The organism is Lentzea sp. NPDC005914 (assembly GCF_040629405.1).
GTDB lineage: Bacteria > Actinomycetota > Actinomycetes > Mycobacteriales > Pseudonocardiaceae > Lentzea.
Genome location: NZ_JBEXVQ010000019.1, coordinates 107,382 through 123,989, shown reverse-complemented (window position 1 = coordinate 123,989; position 16,608 = coordinate 107,382). Strand labels below are relative to the sequence as shown.

At 68.0% G+C, this 16,608-nt stretch carries 15 protein-coding genes; 10 read left to right on the top strand and 5 right to left on the bottom strand.

Going from position 1 to position 16,608, the window contains the following annotated elements; genetic code table 11:
- Positions 1-25: 25 nt before the first annotated feature.
- Positions 26-1,339, bottom strand: a complete 1,314-nt coding sequence (gene ccrA / locus ABZ345_RS26370) for a crotonyl-CoA carboxylase/reductase (RefSeq protein ID WP_359853967.1) — start codon at positions 1,337-1,339, stop codon at positions 26-28.
- Between the two features lie 163 nt (positions 1,340-1,502).
- Here ccrA and ABZ345_RS26365 point away from each other — a divergent pair, with 163 nt between their 5' ends.
- Positions 1,503-1,862, top strand: a complete 360-nt coding sequence (locus ABZ345_RS26365) for an SPW repeat protein (RefSeq protein ID WP_359853964.1) — start codon at positions 1,503-1,505, stop codon at positions 1,860-1,862.
- Positions 1,863-1,922: 60 nt separating this feature from the next.
- Positions 1,923-2,483, top strand: a complete 561-nt coding sequence (locus ABZ345_RS26360) for a TetR family transcriptional regulator (protein ID WP_359853962.1) — start codon at positions 1,923-1,925, stop codon at positions 2,481-2,483.
- On the opposite strand, the gene mce is transcribed toward ABZ345_RS26360, so the two are convergent.
- Positions 2,452-2,892: a methylmalonyl-CoA epimerase gene (mce, locus tag ABZ345_RS26355; protein ID WP_359853959.1), complete on the bottom strand. Its 441-nt coding sequence runs from the start codon at positions 2,890-2,892 to the stop codon at positions 2,452-2,454. The two genes, ABZ345_RS26360 and mce, sit on opposite strands and share 32 nt — an antisense overlap.
- A 124-nt stretch (positions 2,893-3,016) precedes the next feature.
- Between mce and ABZ345_RS26350 the strand changes: the two genes are divergently transcribed.
- The 5 genes from ABZ345_RS26350 to ABZ345_RS26330 all read left to right on the top strand — a co-directional run bounded on the left by ABZ345_RS26350 (position 3,017) and on the right by ABZ345_RS26330 (position 8,059).
- Complete coding sequence (locus tag ABZ345_RS26350) at positions 3,017-4,207, top strand: acetyl-CoA C-acetyltransferase (protein ID WP_359853956.1); 1,191 nt, start codon at positions 3,017-3,019, stop codon at positions 4,205-4,207.
- 11 nt (positions 4,208-4,218) lie between these two features.
- Positions 4,219-5,169, top strand: a complete 951-nt coding sequence (gene meaB / locus ABZ345_RS26345) for a methylmalonyl Co-A mutase-associated GTPase MeaB (protein ID WP_359853954.1) — start codon at positions 4,219-4,221, stop codon at positions 5,167-5,169.
- Positions 5,166-5,774, top strand: coding sequence for a hypothetical protein (locus ABZ345_RS26340; RefSeq protein ID WP_359853951.1), 609 nt, complete (start codon positions 5,166-5,168; stop codon positions 5,772-5,774). The genes meaB and ABZ345_RS26340 overlap by 4 nt, the downstream gene beginning before the upstream one ends.
- Positions 5,775-5,912: 138 nt before the next feature.
- Positions 5,913-7,415 carry a GAF domain-containing protein gene (locus ABZ345_RS26335; protein ID WP_359853949.1) on the top strand — a complete coding sequence of 501 codons (1,503 nt, stop codon included), beginning with the start codon at positions 5,913-5,915 and terminating at the stop codon, positions 7,413-7,415.
- Positions 7,406-8,059 carry a response regulator transcription factor gene (locus ABZ345_RS26330; RefSeq protein ID WP_359853947.1) on the top strand — a complete coding sequence of 218 codons (654 nt, stop codon included), beginning with the start codon at positions 7,406-7,408 and terminating at the stop codon, positions 8,057-8,059. Before ABZ345_RS26335 ends, ABZ345_RS26330 begins: the two co-directional genes overlap by 10 nt.
- Here ABZ345_RS26330 and ABZ345_RS26325 read toward each other — a convergent pair.
- Positions 8,056-9,372: a glycosyltransferase gene (locus ABZ345_RS26325; RefSeq protein ID WP_359853944.1), complete on the bottom strand. Its 1,317-nt coding sequence runs from the start codon at positions 9,370-9,372 to the stop codon at positions 8,056-8,058. The genes ABZ345_RS26330 and ABZ345_RS26325 overlap by 4 nt on opposite strands.
- A gap of 352 nt (positions 9,373-9,724) precedes the next feature.
- On the opposite strand from ABZ345_RS26325, the gene wecB reads away from it, so the two are divergent.
- Genes wecB through ABZ345_RS26310 form a run of 3 tightly spaced genes read left to right on the top strand, consistent with a single transcriptional unit; the run spans position 9,725 to position 13,434 of the window.
- Positions 9,725-10,981, top strand: a complete 1,257-nt coding sequence (gene wecB, locus ABZ345_RS26320; RefSeq protein WP_359853941.1) for a UDP-N-acetylglucosamine 2-epimerase (non-hydrolyzing) — start codon at positions 9,725-9,727, stop codon at positions 10,979-10,981.
- Positions 10,978-12,759: a polysaccharide deacetylase family protein gene (locus ABZ345_RS26315; RefSeq protein WP_359853938.1), complete on the top strand. Its 1,782-nt coding sequence runs from the start codon at positions 10,978-10,980 to the stop codon at positions 12,757-12,759. Before wecB ends, ABZ345_RS26315 begins: the two co-directional genes overlap by 4 nt.
- Positions 12,760-12,813: 54 nt before the next feature.
- Positions 12,814-13,434: a hypothetical protein gene (locus tag ABZ345_RS26310; RefSeq protein WP_359853935.1), complete on the top strand. Its 621-nt coding sequence runs from the start codon at positions 12,814-12,816 to the stop codon at positions 13,432-13,434.
- Here ABZ345_RS26310 and ABZ345_RS26305 read toward each other — a convergent pair.
- Together ABZ345_RS26305 and ABZ345_RS26300 are read right to left on the bottom strand one after the other, a co-directional pair.
- Positions 13,419-14,939 (bottom strand): alpha/beta hydrolase, encoded by a 1,521-nt coding sequence (locus ABZ345_RS26305; RefSeq protein WP_359853932.1) that lies wholly within the window; start codon positions 14,937-14,939, stop codon positions 13,419-13,421. The two genes, ABZ345_RS26310 and ABZ345_RS26305, sit on opposite strands and share 16 nt — an antisense overlap.
- A gap of 128 nt (positions 14,940-15,067) precedes the next feature.
- A complete protein-coding gene (locus tag ABZ345_RS26300) occupies positions 15,068-16,597 on the bottom strand; it encodes an alpha/beta hydrolase (protein WP_359853930.1) in 1,530 nt (509 codons plus the stop codon).
- Positions 16,598-16,608: the final 11 nt, after the last annotated feature.

The window sequence follows — 16,608 nt, the reverse complement described above, 5'->3', positions numbered from 1 at the left end:
TACCCGTTCGGGTAACCCCGGAAGGTCACACACCCCGGAATCGGTTGATGGCCGTGAGGTGTTGTGCGCGCAGTTCGTGATCCAGCACACCAAGACCCTCTTCCGGGGCAAGGCACAGCACGCCGACCTTGCCCTGGTGCGCGTTGCGGTGGACGTCGTGCGCGGCCTGGCCCGTTTCGTCCAACGAGTACACCTTGGACACTGTCGGGTGGATCTTTCCCTTGGCGATCAAGCGGTTCGCCTCCCACGCCTCGCGGTAGTTCGCGAAGTGCGAGGAGATGATGCTCTTCAGGTTCATCCACAGGTAGCGGTTGTCGTACTGGTGCATGTACCCGGAGGTCGACGCACACGTCACGATCTTGCCGCCCTTGCGCGCAACGAACACCGACGCGCCGAACGTCTCGCGGCCGGGGTGCTCGAACACGATGTCCGGGTCCTCGCCACCGGTCAGCTCGCGGATGCGCGCGCCGAACCGCTTCCACTCGCGCGGGTCCTGCTCGTGCTCGTCCTTCCAGAACTTGTAGCCCTCGGCGGAACGGTCGATGATCAGCTCGGCGCCCATGGACCGGACGATCTCCGCCTTCTCCGGCGAGGAGACGACGCAGATCGGCGTCGCGCCACCGTTGAGCGCGAACTGCGTGGCGTACGAGCCCAGACCGCCGGACGCACCCCAGATCAGGACCGTGTCGCCCTGCTTCATGTTGGCGCCGTTGGTCGAGACCAGCTGCCGGTACGCGGTGGAGTTGACCAGACCGGGCGACGCCGCTTCCTCCCACGTGAGGTGCTTGGGCATCGGCATCAGCTGGTTCGACTTCACCAGCGCGAGGTCGGCGAGACCACCGAAGTTCGTCTCGAAGCCCCAGATCCGCTGCTGCGGGTCGAGCATCGTGTCGTTGTGCCCGTCCGGCGCCTCCAGAGGCACGTCCAGACAGTGCGCGACGACGCGGTCGCCCGGCTTCCACGCGGTGACGCCGGGACCGACCCGCACCACGACACCGGCCAGGTCCGAGCCCACGACGTGGTACGGCAGGTTGTGACGGCCGCCCAGCTTCTTCAGGAACCCGAACGTGGACACCGGCTCGAAGATCGAGGTCCACACGGTGTTGTAGTTGATCGCGGAGGCCATGACGGCCACGAGCGCCTCGCCCGGACCGAGCTCGGGCGTCGCGACCTCGTCGATGTGCAGCGACTTGCGAGGGTCTTTGTCCCTCGTCTCGAGGCCCGAGAACATGTCGGCCTCGTCCGCGTGCACGGTCACGCCCCGATAGCTCTCCGGAACGTCCAAGGAACCGATCGCGTCCAGCTCTTCGGCCAGGATCGCGTCAAGGATCTTCTGCACGGCGGCATTCCTTCCCTAGTGAGGGATCGTCGCAGGTTGCCGGAGGTTACCGACCAGTAAACGATCCAGAATCACGCCTGTGAGGGATTCCACTGAAGTTTCTTGACCGGGCGGCCGACCAAGCGGAGCATGGAGGTGTCCGAGAAGGAGGAGGTGTGTGGAGATGACCAAGGCGTGGACCAGGTGGCAGGACTGGGCCGAGGTGGCTATCGGCGTGCTGGTGCTGCTCTCTCCGCTCGCAGTGGACACCTCGAACGCGGCCATGTGGACGATGATCGTGCTCGGCGCGCTCATCGCGATCGACGGACTCGTCGACCTCGCCATGCCCGCGATGATCTACGGGGAGTACGTGCAGATGGTGCTCGGAGCACTGCTGTTCATCTCGCCGTGGGTGATGGGCTACACCGACATGATGGCCGCCTCGTGGGCGTCCTGGATCGGTGGCGTTCTCACCGTTGCCGCGGGGGCACTGGCAATGCCCGCCGCGAATGCCGCACACTCGGCCGCGGCGCAACCGCACTGATCAGCCAGGAAACCTGTGGGCCCAGGAGCGTCTTGGGCCCACACACCCGTGGAGGAACGCGTGGAGGACTCGGCCAAGGAACGCATCCTGGCCGCGGCCGAGGAGCTGTTCGCCGACTCCGGCTTCGACGCCACCCCGACCTCGCGCATCGCCGAACGCGCCGGCGTGCCCAAAGGCCTGGTGCACTACTACTTCAACCGCAAGAGAGACCTGCTGGCCGCGCTCGTCGCACGACTGCCGGACAGCACGGTCGACCACCGCAGGGTCGTAGTGGTCGGAGACATCGCCGAATCGCTCAGACGGCTGGTCGCGGCACTTGACGCGCGCCTGAACGCCTCACCGTTGCTGTCGCACCTGCTGTGGCGTGAAGCGGATACGCATTCGGCTGTTCGCGACGCCATGCAGGCGCGCTACGACAACGTTGCGGCGCAGATCAAACAGGTCATCCTCGCCGCGGGCGGGGCGGCGGTGGCGATCAAGGACGTCGAGGCGGCCGCGGCACTCCTCGCGCTGGCCGTGAGCTACCGGCACTCGGTGGCACGGCACAGCGACGAGGACGACCCGATCGACCGCGAGCTGACGTTCGTGGCTAGTGCGCTGCTGGCTCGACCAGCTCAATGAGCACGCCGCCCGCGTCCTTGGGGTGCACGAAGTTGACGCGGCTGTTCGACGTGCCGCGGCGGGCGTTGTCGTAGAGCAGGCGCAGGCCCTTCGCCCGCAGCGCGTCCGCGGCGACGTCCACATCGGACACCCGGTAGGCGAGCTGCTGCAGGCCGGGGCCGGAGCGCCCGATGAACTTGGCGATCGTGGAGTCCTCGTTGAGCGGCGCCAGCAGCTGGATCGCGGTGCCGTCGTGGTCGCCGGGCGCGTGCAGCATCGCCTCGCGCACGCCCTGCTCCTCGTTCACCTCTTCGTGAGCGACCTCGAGACCGAAGTTGTCGCGGTAGAACGCGATCGCCACGTCGAGGTCGGGCACCGCGATGCCCACATGGTCGATCGCGGTCACGAATCGAGCGATGTCTGCGTTCATAGCGGGGAAGGGTAACTACCTGATCGGTGCAGGTGCTCCTGTGCGGGGTCTCACACGATTACCGCCCAGTAGCCACAGGTATGGTGCCTAGTTAACGACCGTTCGCTCTTCCATGGAGGCAGCTGTGTCCGGTTCCGTGATCGTCGCCGGGGCGCGCACCCCGATGGGGCGACTGCTCGGATCGCTCAAGGATTTCTCCGGCGCCCAGCTCGGCGGCGTCGCGATCAAGGCGGCACTGGAACGCGCGGGCGTGGCTCCCGAGCAGGTGCAGTACGTGATCATGGGGCAGGTGCTCACCGCCGGTGCGGGCCAGATTCCCGCCCGTCAGGCCGCGGTGGCCGCCGGCATCCCGATGAGCGTGCCAGCGCTGACCATCAACAAGGTGTGCCTGTCCGGCATCGACGCCATCGCGTTGGCGGACCAGCTCATCCGCGCGGGTGAGTTCGACGTCGTCGTCGCGGGTGGCCAGGAGTCGATGACCCAGGCGCCGCACCTGCTGCCGAAGTCGCGCGGCGGGTTCAAGTACGGCGACGTGACGCTGCAGGACCACATGGCGCACGACGGCCTGTTCTGCGCGTTCGACCAGGTCGCGATGGGCTCGTCGACCGAGAAGTACAACGGCCGCTACGGCGTCACGCGCGAGGAGCAGGACGCGTTCTCCGCGCGTTCGCACCAGCTCGCCGCGAAGGCCGCCGGGAACGGCGTCTTCGAGCAGGAGATCGCGCCGGTCGCGATCCCGCAGCGCAAGGGCGACCCGATCCTGTTCAGCACGGACGAGGGTGTCCGCGCGGACACCACGGCCGAGTCGCTCGGCAAGCTGCGCCCGGCGTTCGCCGCGGACGGCACCATCACCGCGGGTTCGGCGTCGCAGATCTCCGACGGCGCCGCGGCCGTCGTGGTGATGAGCAAGGCCAAGGCCGAGGAGCTGGGCCTCGAGTGGATCGCGGAGATCGGCGCCCACGGCGTCGTCGCGGGCCCCGACGCCTCCCTGCACGAGCAGCCGTCCAACGCCATCAAGGCCGCCTGCGCCAAGGAGGGCATCTCGCCCGCCGACCTCGACCTGGTCGAGATCAACGAGGCGTTCGCGGCGGTCGGCATCGTTTCGACCAAGCAGCTCGGGATCTCCGAGGACAAGGTCAACGTCAACGGCGGCGCCATCGCGCTGGGCCACCCGATCGGCATGTCCGGCGCCCGCATCGCCCTGCACCTCGCTCTCGAGCTGCAGCGGCGCGGCGGCGGCGTGGGTGCCGCGGCGCTGTGCGGTGGCGGTGGTCAGGGCGACGCTCTGATCATCCGCGTGCCCAAGAAGGCCTAGGGTCTTCTTTTGTGGGCAAAGCTGTTGACGTAGCAGGACTGGTCGACCGCGCGCGTGACGGCGAACCGCGCGCGGTCGCCAGGTTGATCTCCTTGGTGGAGCAGGGGAGTTCCCAGCTGCCCCTGGTGGCGGCCGCGCTCGCTCCGTTCACGGGCAACGCCCAGGTCATCGGCTTGACCGGTGCCCCCGGCGTCGGCAAGTCGACCTCCACCAACGCTCTGGTGCGCGCTTTCCGCGAGGAGGGCAAACGCGTCGCGGTGATCGCCGTCGACCCGTCCAGCCCGTTCTCCGGCGGTGCTTTGCTGGGCGACCGCGTGCGGATGGGCGACCACGCCACCGACCCCGGCGTCTTCATCCGCTCGATGGCCACTCGTGGGCACCTGGGCGGGCTCTCGTGGGCGACTCCGCAGGCGTTGCGCGTGCTGGACGCGGCGGGCTTCGACGTGATCCTGGTCGAGACCGTCGGCGTGGGTCAGTCCGAGGTCGAGATCGTCGCGCTCGCCGACACCACCCTGGTCCTGCTCGCGCCGGGTATGGGTGACGGAATCCAGGCGGCCAAGGCCGGCATTCTGGAGATCGCGGACGTGTTCGTGGTCAACAAGGCCGACCGCGACGGCGCCGACCAGACGGCCCGCGACCTCAAGTACATGATCTCGCTGGGCCGCCGCGAGCGCGAAGGTCCGTTGTGGCGCCCGCCCGTCGTGAAAACCGTCGCCGCCCGCATGGAAGGCCTGGACCGCGTGGTCGAGGCGATCTCCGAACACCAGCAGTGGATGGCCTCGCACGGCGAGCTCGAGGAACGCCGGCTGCGTCGCGCGGGCGCCGAGATCGAGGCGATCGCGGTTGAACGTGTGCGAACGCGATTCGGCCCCGTCGACCAGCTGGCCAAGCGCGTGGTCAGCGGCGAGCTCGACCCGTTCGCCGCGGCGGAGCAGTTGATCAGCGGTAACCTGCGGACATGACCGCTTGGGGACCGCCTCCACCTGTCGTCATCGACCTCGGCAAGAGCGCCACCCGCAAGGTGCTCATAGGCGGCTCGGTCGCCGGCGTCCTGGGCATCCTCGCGCTGGTCGGTTCCGTCTCGGCCTTCGCGGGCGGCGAGCCGGTCGGTGGGATCATCGCGGGCGTCATCGGCATCGCCTTCACCGGCATCGGCGTGATGGCCGTGGTGAAGTGGAAGACGATCTCCCGCCCGCGCAAACTCGTCATCGAGCAGCAGGGCATCCGCCTCGACGACCCGCAGGGCATGCCGTGGGCCGTCGGCTGGCAGGAGCTGGGCGCCGTCTCCGTCTCCCGCACCCAGGAACGAGCGGTTCAGCTGGCAGACGCCCTGGTCAGGCGCACCCTGGTCCGCGTCGACCTGCATCCGCGCGACCCGCAGCGGTTCCGCCCGGCGCACCCGGCGATGGAGCCCCTGTGGGAGTTCCACCGCGTGCAGAACGGGTACCGGCTGCCGCTCGGCGACTCGGCCGGCTTCATCGGCCCGATCGACCACGGCCTGAGGACGTTCGCCCCGCAGATCTACCGCGGCGTGATCGACGAAGGCTTCACCGTCGGCCTGCACTGAGTCCGATTGAGACGCCCCTCTACTCTCAGTAGCCCCGAATCTCACCGTTTGCAGTGATGGTCTCCCCCTTGACTACGCTGGGGAGTTACCCTCAGTCGTTCGTGCGGTGTCACTTCTCTCCCCCCAAGGGGTGAAGCCGTGGGCGGCAACGTGAGTACAGAGCAGCGAGTACTGGACGTTGTGCTGTCGTTCGCCGACGACGACACCCTCCCCGACCTGCTCCGCCACGTGGTCGAGTCCGCCTGCGAGCTCATCGAGGCCCCCTACGGCGCCCTGGCCGTGATCAACGGCCACAAGGAGCTCCTGGAGTTCACCGCCGAGGACGGCCAGCCCGAGATCACGTCCGGTGACCCCCGCTCGATCGGCGTAGCCGACTTCCTGGGCGCCCAGATCAAGGTCGGCGACGAGACCTTCGGCAACCTCTACCTCGCCGGCAAACCGGAGTTCACCGACCAGGACAGGGACATCCTCACCGCCCTGGCCACCGCGGCCGGCTCGGCCATCGGCCACGTCGACCGCTACGAGCAAACGCGCAAGAGAGAAGCCTGGCTCAGAGCGGCGGCGGAGGTCACCACCAACCTCCTGACCGGCACGAACGGCAGAGACGCCCTCTACCTCGTGGCGGCCACGGCGAGGCAGACCGCGCGGGCCCACTTCGCCGCCCTGGCCCTCCCGGACCACACCGGCGCGCTGGTGATCGAGGTGACCGACGGCGGCACCTACGACGCCGAAGGCATGAAGGTCCCGAGAGACGGCACGGTCAGCTACCGCGTCTACGAGTCGGGGCAGGCGGAGTGCCACGAGGAAGGCACGGTTCCCGCGGTCGCGGGCCCCTGCGCGGTGGTCCCTCTGACCGTGGGCGACCGCACGATCGGCGTCCTGATCGTCGCCAGGCGCAGGGGCGAGCCGAAGTTCGACGACCCCGACCTCCTCGAGGCCTTCGCCGCCCAGGCCGCCCTGGTCCTCGAGTTCACCAGGGCCCGCGGCGACACCGAACGCCTCGCGGTCCTGGAAGACCGCGACCGCATCGCCCGCGACCTCCACGACCTGGTCATCCAAAGGCTCTTCGGCCTGGGGCTGGGGTTGCAGGGCCTCACAGGCACGAGCGCGAACCTGACCGAACGGATCAGCAGCTTCGTCGAGGAGGTCGACCACACGATCCGCGAGATCCGCAGAACCATCTTCTCCCTGCAGGAACCGCCGTCGGGCAGCACGAGCCTGCGCGGCCAGATCCTCAACGCCGTCCACGAGTCCGCGCGCCTGCTGGGGTTCGAGCCGGACGTGTCGCTGGAAGGCCCCCTGGACACCGTGGTGCCGGACAAGCTCAGGCCAGATCTGCTGGCCACGCTCAGAGAAGCGCTCACGAACGTTGTGCGGCACGCGAGAGCGCGGCACGTGGCTGTTGCCGTGAGCGTGAACCGCACGATGACGCGGCTGGAACTCACGGTCAAGGACGACGGGCGCGGCTTGCCGTTGACTGAAGATTCCGGTGGCGTGCCCCACCACGCGGGGGGACTCGCGAACATGGCGGCTCGGGCGCGGCGCCACCACGGTGACTGTGCGGTGGACTCGATCCCCGGTGCGGGCGTGAGCATCACGTGGTTCGCCCCGCTGGTGCTGCAGGAGGCGACATGGCGATAGCAGTGCTGTTGGTGGACGACCACGAGATCGTGCGGCGCGGGCTGGTGCAGCTGCTCGCGCAGGCGGACGACATCAAGGTGGTGGGGCAGGCGGACAGCGCCACGTCCGCCATCACCCAGGCGCCCCGGCTCAAACCCGATGTGGCGATCATCGACGTCCGGTTGCCCGACGGTGACGGCGTGACGGTGTGCCGGGAGATCAGAAGCCTGGTGCAGCCGTCGCCGGCCTGTCTGATGCTCACGTCCTATTCGGACGACGAGGCGTTGTTCGGGGCGATCATGGCAGGCGCGTCCGGGTACATGCTGAAAGAGGTCAGCGGCAACGATCTCGTGGCCGCGGTGCGCACGCTCGCCACGGGCGGGTCGCTGCTGCACGCCGGCGTGACGTCGACCGTGCTGCAACGACTGAGAGGCGGGCCTGAGGAAGACCCGCGCTATGCCGCGCTGAGCCCGCAGGAACGCCGGATCCTCGACCTCATCGCCGAGGGCATGACGAACCGGCAGATCGCCAACCGGCTGTTCCTCGCCGAGAAGACCGTGAAGAACTACGTCTCCAGCCTCCTGCACAAGCTCGGCTTCGACCGCCGGACCGAGGCGGGCGTCTACGCGGCCCGGCGCAGACGCACCCACCCCGGCGCCTATTAGGCGACCCGCGGAACCGGCTTCGAAACCGGAACTTCCTTCTCCACCAGACGTTCCGTCTTCGCCCACGCGTTGCGCCCCGCGAAGTGCCGGTACAGCGCGCGCAACGTCGAGATCGAGCCCAGGATCAGGAAACCCGGATAGGCGAGACCCACCGCGAGGCACCGCCACAACGGCTCGTCGCCGTGCTTGAGCCGGTGCACCACGCCCCAGATCAGGCCGGGCAGCACCAGTGCCACCAGCCAGACTCCCAGCGCCAGCAAGGTGTTCGAGTTGTTCTCCGTCATGGCGCCGATGTTGTGGCCGGTGAACTGCGCGTAGAAGTTGAGGCCCACCAACCCGGTGATGAGCAACGTCATCGGCGCGACCAGCCACGGCGTCAGCAGGTACTGCAGGAACTCGAGCAGCGCGACGGACCCCACGTTCTTGGCGCGCACCAGCTTCGGCACGTACCCGAGACACTGCAGGTTGCCCTGGCCCCACCGGGTTCGCTGGCGCAGCAGGCGGTTCACGTCGGTGAGGCCCTGCTGGGTGATCGTCGCGTGCGTGGCGTACCGGATCCGTTGGCCCGTCAGGTGAACGCGCAGGCCCAGCTCCAGGTCCTCGACCAGGCAGGCGGACCAGGGCGCCTCGCCGAGTCCCGTCAACGTCGAGAGCCGCACGAACTGGCCGTTGCCGCCGAGCCCGACCGTGCCGACGACGTCCCGCAACGACTGCGAGGCGTCCACGACACAGCTGAACTCCAGGTCCTGCAGGAACGCCAGCAGGTTGGTGCGGTTGTGGATGCGGACGCGGCACTGCACGGCGCCCACGTCGCGCTGCCCGAAGTACGACGTGATCTCGGACAGCATGCCGGGCTCACCGCGGCCGTCGCCGTCGATCACGCCGATGATCGTGCGGTGCACCGTGCCGTCGGCTTCGGCGATGCCCCGGATGTACCGGAAGGCGTGGTTCAGCGCCTCACCTTTGCCCTTTCGGGCTTCCGGCGGGTTGCGTCTCAGCACGTGCAGGCGGTGGTCGTCGATCTCGGCGAGCACGTGCGGCGTGCGGTCGTCCGAGCCGTCGTCCACGACGACGACCTGAACCGGTGTGCGCGCGCCTTCCAATGCGAGCGCGGCTCGCACTGTGTTCGCGACAACGCGTTCCTCGTTCAGCGCGGGAATGATGATCCAGTACTGCAGTGGATGCCGTGAAGGCACTTCCGGTCCACCCGGTTTCGGGCGCCACCAGACGAACAGTGCGAGCACCAGGTTGTAACTGGGCCAAAAAACCAGCAGGACGAGCATGAACGTCGCGAATTGTGTCGTTTCGGTCATGACACAAACCTGTCTACAAAAGCGGTTGCAGGGACAACCACAGCCAACCGGATGTGAAGTTGAGTCATTGCTTGCTCCCGGTAACGAAGCGCTGGGCCGGTGCGAGATACCAGACAGCAGGGCCGGGAGCTGGTGTTCGAGGCGAGACTAGGGTCAGGCAGAGCAGAGCGTCAACCGGCCATATCGGGGACGAATGGAGCTTCGTTACACGAAGTTCGCTTAGTAGAACCACTGATCTGGCGGTACCCGTGCGAGGCGGGTGCGAATTGATTGTCAGCGATGATCGAGTCGCTGCCTGTGATGGCGCGCACGTTCGCCGCACGTGCCTGAATAGAGTCCGAAGAGGTAAAAGATGGGACCAAGTGCCCTGGTGCCCGGCCCGCGTCAGTTCCATCGGGGAGAGGTTCCCGAGGTCTTTCTCGTGGCGGGAACCCGTCCTGAAGCAGTGAAGATGGCCCCGGTCGCCGCCGCGATGTTCGCGGGCGGGCGCATCCGGCCCGTCGTGGTGAACTCCGGCCAACATCCGGAGATGGTCGACCAGGCCCTGGAGTCGTTCGGCTTCACGGCGGACGTCACGCTCAAGCTGAACCGCGTCACGGGCGGCCAGGCCGAGCTGACGAGCCAGCTGATCGAGGAGCTCGACCGGCTCTTCATCGAACGCGTGCCCGCCGCTGTGCTCGTCCAGGGCGACACGACGACGACGCTCGCGGGGGCGCTCGCCGCGTTCTGGCACCAGATCCCGGTCGTGCACCTGGAGGCGGGACTGAGATCGCACGACCTCACCTCGCCGTTCCCCGAGGAGGGGAACCGCAAGATGGTCGGCCAGCTCGCGTCGCTGCACCTCGCTCCGACCGCGGACGCCGCCGCGCATCTCGCCGCGGAGTCGTTGCAGGGCAACAACGTCCTGACGATCGGCAACACCGTGGTCGACGCCGTGCTCGACGTGGCGGCCCGGCGCTCGCCCTACGGCGACGCGCGGCTGCAGGAGATCGAGAACAGAGTCCACGCCGGACAGTCGCGGCTCGTGCTGGTCACCACGCACCGCCGCGAGTCCTGGGGCGAACCGCTCGACCGCGTGCTGCGTGCGGTGGCGGACATCGTCGAGGCACGCCCGGACGTCGAGATCGTGCTGCCCGCGCACCCGAATCCCGCCGTGCGCCGCCAGGTGATGGACGTGCTGGGTGGAGTCGGTCGCGTCACGATCACCGATCCGCTGCCGTACGCGCAGATGGCCCGGCTGCTCGCCCAGTGCACACTGGTGCTGTCCGACTCGGGCGGCATCCAGGAGGAGGCGCCGTCGTTCGGCGTCCCGGCGCTGGTGCTGCGGGACGTGACCGAGCGGATGGAGGCCGTCAAAGCGGGCTGCGCCGTGCTCGTCGGCACCGACCGCGAGCGGATCACCCAGCTCACCTGCCGGTTGCTCGACAACCCCTCCGCGCGCGAGACGATGACCGCCGATGGCAACCCGTTCGGCGACGGGCTCGCCTCGGTGCGCACCGAACAGGCGTTGGCCTGGCTGCTGGGCCTGCAGCAGCAGCGACCCGTTGAATTCGCTCCTTACGCCGGCAGCGCGACAGTGCGCATGCCGGGAGAGGTAGATGTGGCATGAAGGGCAGACTTTTCACGCTGACCGCCGGGGTTGCCCTGACGGTCGCGATGCTTCCCGCGCCCGCCCAGGCCGCGGATCTCTCGCTCGGCCTGAACCTGGGCGAGATCACCGAGAACCTGCTGCCCGCGCCGCCCAAGCCGCCGGCCAGGCCGTCGACGACGAGCCCGCGCATCCAGCGGCGCACCAGTCAACCCGGCGTGATCTCGACGGTGCTCGGCACCCTCGGCCTGTCCTCGACCGCCCAGGCGGCCGCGACCGGCACGAACGGTGGCGGCGCACCTGGTGCGAAGGCGGGCCAGAAGACGTTGGTGCTGTACGACAACACCGGTCAGTGGGCGTGGCTCGGCGAGGCGTACGGGGTGGAGGCGGCCAACCTCGTCTCGCACGGCAGCCCGTACGTCATGCACCCCGTCGGCGCGTACACCGCCGGTGAGATCTCGGGCTACACCGGCGTCGTCTACATCGGATCGACGTACGACGAGCCGCTGCCCGTGGCGTTCCTCGACGACGTGCTGGCGACCACGAAGCCGGTGCTGTGGATGGCGCACAACATCTGGCAGCTCACGGCCCGCGCCCCGAACTTCGCCGGGACGTACGGCTGGAACTGGGCCGGCTACGACTTCGGCGCGGCGACCACGGTGCGGTACGAGAACACCGACCTCGGCCGCGATCCGCTGGCCACGCCGTCCGGTCTGATGGTCACCACGATCTCCAACCCGGCGATCGCGTCGGCGCCCGCCATCGCGACGGGGTCGGCGGCCGGGCCGATCAACTGGGCCACCAAGGCCAAGAACCTGACCTACATCGGCGAGATCCCGTTCAGCTACGTCGACCACGGTGACCGCTACCTGGCCGCCGCGGACCTGATCTCCCGCGTGTCGAACCCGACGATGGCCGACCGCAAACGGGCGTTGGTGCGCATCGAGGACGTCGGCCCCGACGCCGACCCGAACGAGCTGCGCGCGGTCGCGGACTACCTGTACGCGCAGAAGATCCCGTTCTCGATCGCGGTCTACCCGCGCTTCGAGAACCCGCTCGGCGCGGACAACAACGGCGTGCCGGAGGCGGCGAACCTCTCGCAGCGGCCGCAGGTCGTCAACGCGCTGCGGTACATGACCCAGCGCGGCGGCACGATCCTGATGCACGGCTACACGCACCAGTTCGGGAAGCGGATCAACCCGTACGACGGCCGCAGTGGCAACGACTTCGAGTTCTACATGGCCCACGTGGACGCGAACAACAGCGTGATCTACGACGGCCCGGTCCCCGGTGACTCGGCGTCGTACGCGCAGGGCCGGATCAACTCGGCGACGACGCAGTTCGCGCTGGCGGGCTTCAGCAAGCCGACCATCTTCGAGCCGCCGCACTACGCCGCGTCGGCCGTGGACTACCAGGTGATCCAGCAGAACTTCGGCAAGCGCTACGACCGCGGCCTGTACTTCGGCGGGTACTGCCCCGGTGGCGCGTGCGGCACCGGTACGCCCGACTACGGCAAGATCTACGGCCAGTACTTCCCGTACCTGGTCCGCGACATCTACGGCTCCGTCGTGGCGCCGGAAGCGGTGGGCAACGTCGAGCCCGAGCCGTTCAACAACCACCCCGCCCGGCTGCCCTCCGACCTGATCAAGACGGCGCAACAGCTCAAGGTGGTCGATGATGGTGTCGCGAGCTTCTTCTACCACCCGTACCTCGGTACCGGGTACCTGCAGCAGACCGTTCAGGGGCTGAAGAGCGCGGGCTACACGTTCGCGTCCGTCGCCACGGTGATGGCCGGCTGATCCGAAAGAGGCCGGGAGATCTCCCGAGATCTCCCGGCCGACCAGGAGGTTGTCGTGCGCTGGGCTCTCGTGCTGGTGGTCCTGGCTCTGGCCGGGTGCTCCTCTGCCGGCGGTGGCAGCGCACCTTCGCCCTCGACGGACGAGGGCTGGCAGGTCACCGTCTACTACACGGCGGTCGAGTCGTTCCACAGCGGACCGTCGGTGCCCGTGCGGGGATGCCCGGTCATCGACTGCGAGCACGGCAACGACCTGCTCGGAAACTTCCCGCAGTCGTTCGCGAAGGCGGTGAAGGATGAAGGTACCGGCCGGACCGCCTCCGGCCGGTATCTCAACTGGTCCTACGACAAGGGCTACTGGCTCGACTCCGAGCCCCGTGACTCGTTCGGCAAGCCTCTTCGTCCCTTCGTCTCCGCGGCCGCCGACGGGTTGAAGACGGGGTCACGGATCAAGCTCGTCTCGTGTGGACAGACGACCGAGGGCGAGAACGTCGACTCCGCTGTGTGCCGCAAGCTCGCGTCCTCGTCGTGGGAGATCACCGACGAGTTCACGCCGGGGCTCGGCGGGAACCGGCACATCGACCTGTACCTGGGCGAGGAGACCGGCCCGAAGTTCACCGAGAGCGCCTGGTACACCACGTTGTCCGAGGCCGTGCTGGAAGTTCACCAGCCGAGCTGAACCGCCAGCTCGCGTGCCTTGGTGAGCGGGTTGCCCCTGGCCTCACCGGGTGCGGGCAGCGGCACGCCGGGGCAGCTCAGATCCTTGCCGGGCACCACGCCGTCGACGAGATAGCTCTCCACCACCGCGCTGACGCAGTCGTTGCCGAACCCGTAGATGCCGTGGTCGCCCTCGTCCTGCACGGTCAGCATCCGCGAGTTCGCGAACTTCTTGTGTGCCCGTTGTGCGCCTTCGTAGGGCGTCGCGGGGTCTCGCACCGACTGCACCATCAGCAGCGAGGAGACGTCCTTGCCGGTGGGGCGCTTCAGGTGTACGTCCGGCCGGTCCCACCACGCGCACGGGCCGGTGATCTGGTAGCCGCCGACGAGCGAGTACTGCCTGACGCTCCTGTTGTCCTCGCGTTCCAGCGACTTCCGGTCGCCGCGGAACGGGGTGTCGTTGCACAGGATCGACATCTGCGTGCCCATCACGGAGTCCGGGTACTGCTTGGGCGCCTGGGTTTTGGCCAGCGACGGGCCGCCCGCGAACTGCCCCCACAGGAGCGTGGTGGGTTCGAAGGAGTCCTTGTCGTACAGGCCGGCGAAGATCAGGGCGTCCAGCAGGACCGGCGTCACGACGGTGCCGTCCGGGAGCGTGACAGGCTGCTCAGCCAGGTTCTTGCGAGTCCGCTCGTAGGCCTGTCGCACCTCTTCCGCGGTCTTGCCGAGGTGGAACACGTTGTCGTACTTCGCCACCCACGGCAGGTAGTCGACGCGGAACCGGCGCTCGACTCCGGCGGGGAGGTTGTTGAAGACCTTCTGCCACGACTCGGTGAACTCGGTGTTGGAGTCGAGGACGACCTTGTCGAGCGTCCTGGGGAAGTAGGTGGCGTAGTAGGCGCCCATCCAGCTGCCGCCCGAGTAACCGAGCCAGCTGACCTTCTCACGGCCCAGCACCTGCCGGAGCAGGTCGAGGTCGCGCACGGTCTGCTCGGTGGTGAGGTAGCGGCCGAGCTCGCCGGACTTGGCCTGGCAGAACTTCGCCTGCAGCTCCATACCGCCGTAGAGCAGGTCGAGGTTGGCCTTGCTCCGGTCGCGCCAGTCGGTCGCGAGCCGGTGCTGGTAGCCGCCGCACGTGGCGTTGTCGCTGGCACCGGTGCCGCGCACGTCGATGCCGATGATCTCGGCGTTCTCGCTGAGCTTCGGCCGGTTGAGGTAGATCAGCGGCAACGTGCGGCCCGCGCCGCCCGGGCCGCCCGGGTTGGTGAAGACGGTGGTCTTGGCCTTGCCGTTCAACGGAACGGTGCGGCTGACCGCGATGGTGATGGTCTTGCCGTTACCGGCGTTGTTCCAGTCCATCGGCGCGGTGAAGCTGCCGCACTCCAGCCGTTCGAAACCGGGCTCGTCGGTGCACTTCTGCCACTTGATCTCCTGGCTTGCGAATTGGGTGCTCGCCAGGGCCTGTGGTGCGACGAGCAGCGTGGTGGCCACCGTCGCGGCGGCCACGGCCGCCAGCTGCTTTCTCATGGCACCAGTCCACCGGTTCCCCGGCGGTGAAACATCACCAGAAGGATGGCGGGGACGTGCGACTTGTGGCTTACGCCAGGACGTGCAGTGACACATGACAAGTGTCACCGCACGTCCTTTGTAGACGGTTACCAGCCGAGCCGGGCGGCGAGCTGGTGCGCCTTCGCGAGCGCGTTCCCCGCGGTGGCGTCACCGGGTGCGGGGAGCGGAATCCCCTGGCACGTCAGGTCCTTGGTGGGAGCGATGCCGTCGACGAGGTAGGTCTCGACGATGTCGTTCACGCACTTGTTGCCGAACCCGTAGATGCCGTGGTCACCCTCGTTCTCGACGGTGAGCATGACGGAGTTCTGGAAACGCCGGTGCGCGCGCTGGGCACCTTCGAGCGGCGTCGCGGGGTCGCGCACCGACTGCACCATCAACGTCGGCGCGACGCCGATTCCATTGGGGTGCTTGAGGTTCACGTTCGGGCGGTCCCAGAACGCGCAGGGGCCCATGATCTGGTAGTACCCGAAGAGCGGCCACTTCGCGCCGTCCCGCACCGCGTCGCGCTCCAGGTACTTCCGGCCGCCGTGGAACGGCGTGTCGTTGCACAGGATCGTGTAGAGCGTGCCGGTCGAGGCGTCCGGGTAGCTGGCCTGCGCCGTCAGCTGTGCGGGCACCGCACCGGCCAGCTGAGCGAAGGTCGTGGCGGCATCGGGGAAGGCGCCCTTGTTGTACATCGCGGCCCTGAGCGTCATGTCCAGCGCGACCTCGTTGTAGACGCCCTCCGGCTGCGTGACGGGCTGCTCCTTGAGCTTGGCGCGTGTGCGTTCGTAGGCCTGGCGGACTTCCTCGCCGGTCTTGCCGAGGTGGTAGATGGAGTCGTACTTCGCCACCCACGGCAGGAAGTCGACGCGGAACCGGCGTTCGAAGCCCATGCCCCAGTCGTCGAACACCGGCTGCCACGGCCCGGTGAACTCGGCGTTGGAGTCGATGACGATCCGGTCGAGCGTCTTCGGGAAGTAGGTGGCGTAGTAGGCGCCCATCCAGCTGCCGCCGGAGTAGCCGAGCCAGCTGACTTTCTTTCGACCGAGGAGCTGGCGGAGCAGGTCGAGGTCGCGGACGGTCTGCTCGGTGGTGATGTAGCGGCCGAGCTCGCCGGACTTGGTCTGGCAGAACTTCGCCTGCAGCTCCATGCCGCCGTAGAGCAGGTCGAGGTTGGCCTTGCTGCGGTCGCGCGGGTCCGTCGAGCCGATCGTCTGGTACATGCCGCAGGTGACGTTGCTGCTGGCACCCGTTCCGCGCGGGTCGATGCCGATGATCTCCGCGTTCTCGCTGAGCTTCGGCCGGTCGAGGTAGACCAGCGGCAGCGAGCGGCCTTCACCGCCTGGGCCGCCGGGGTTGGTGAAGACGGTGGTCTTGGCCGTGCCGTTGCTCGGCGTGAGGCGGCTGACCGCGATGGTGATGGTCTTGCCGTTGCCGGGGTTGTTCCAGTCCATCGGAGCGGTGAAGCTGCCGCACTCCAGGCGTTCGCTGCCGGGCGGGAGGCCGGGTGGCACTTCCTGGAAGCACTTCTGCCACTTGATGGTCTGGGCAGGACTCGCTTGAACTTGAGGTACGACGAACAGGCTCGTCGCCGTCACGACGGCCAGAGCTGCTGCGATTCTCTTGCAATGCATCGGTTTCCCCT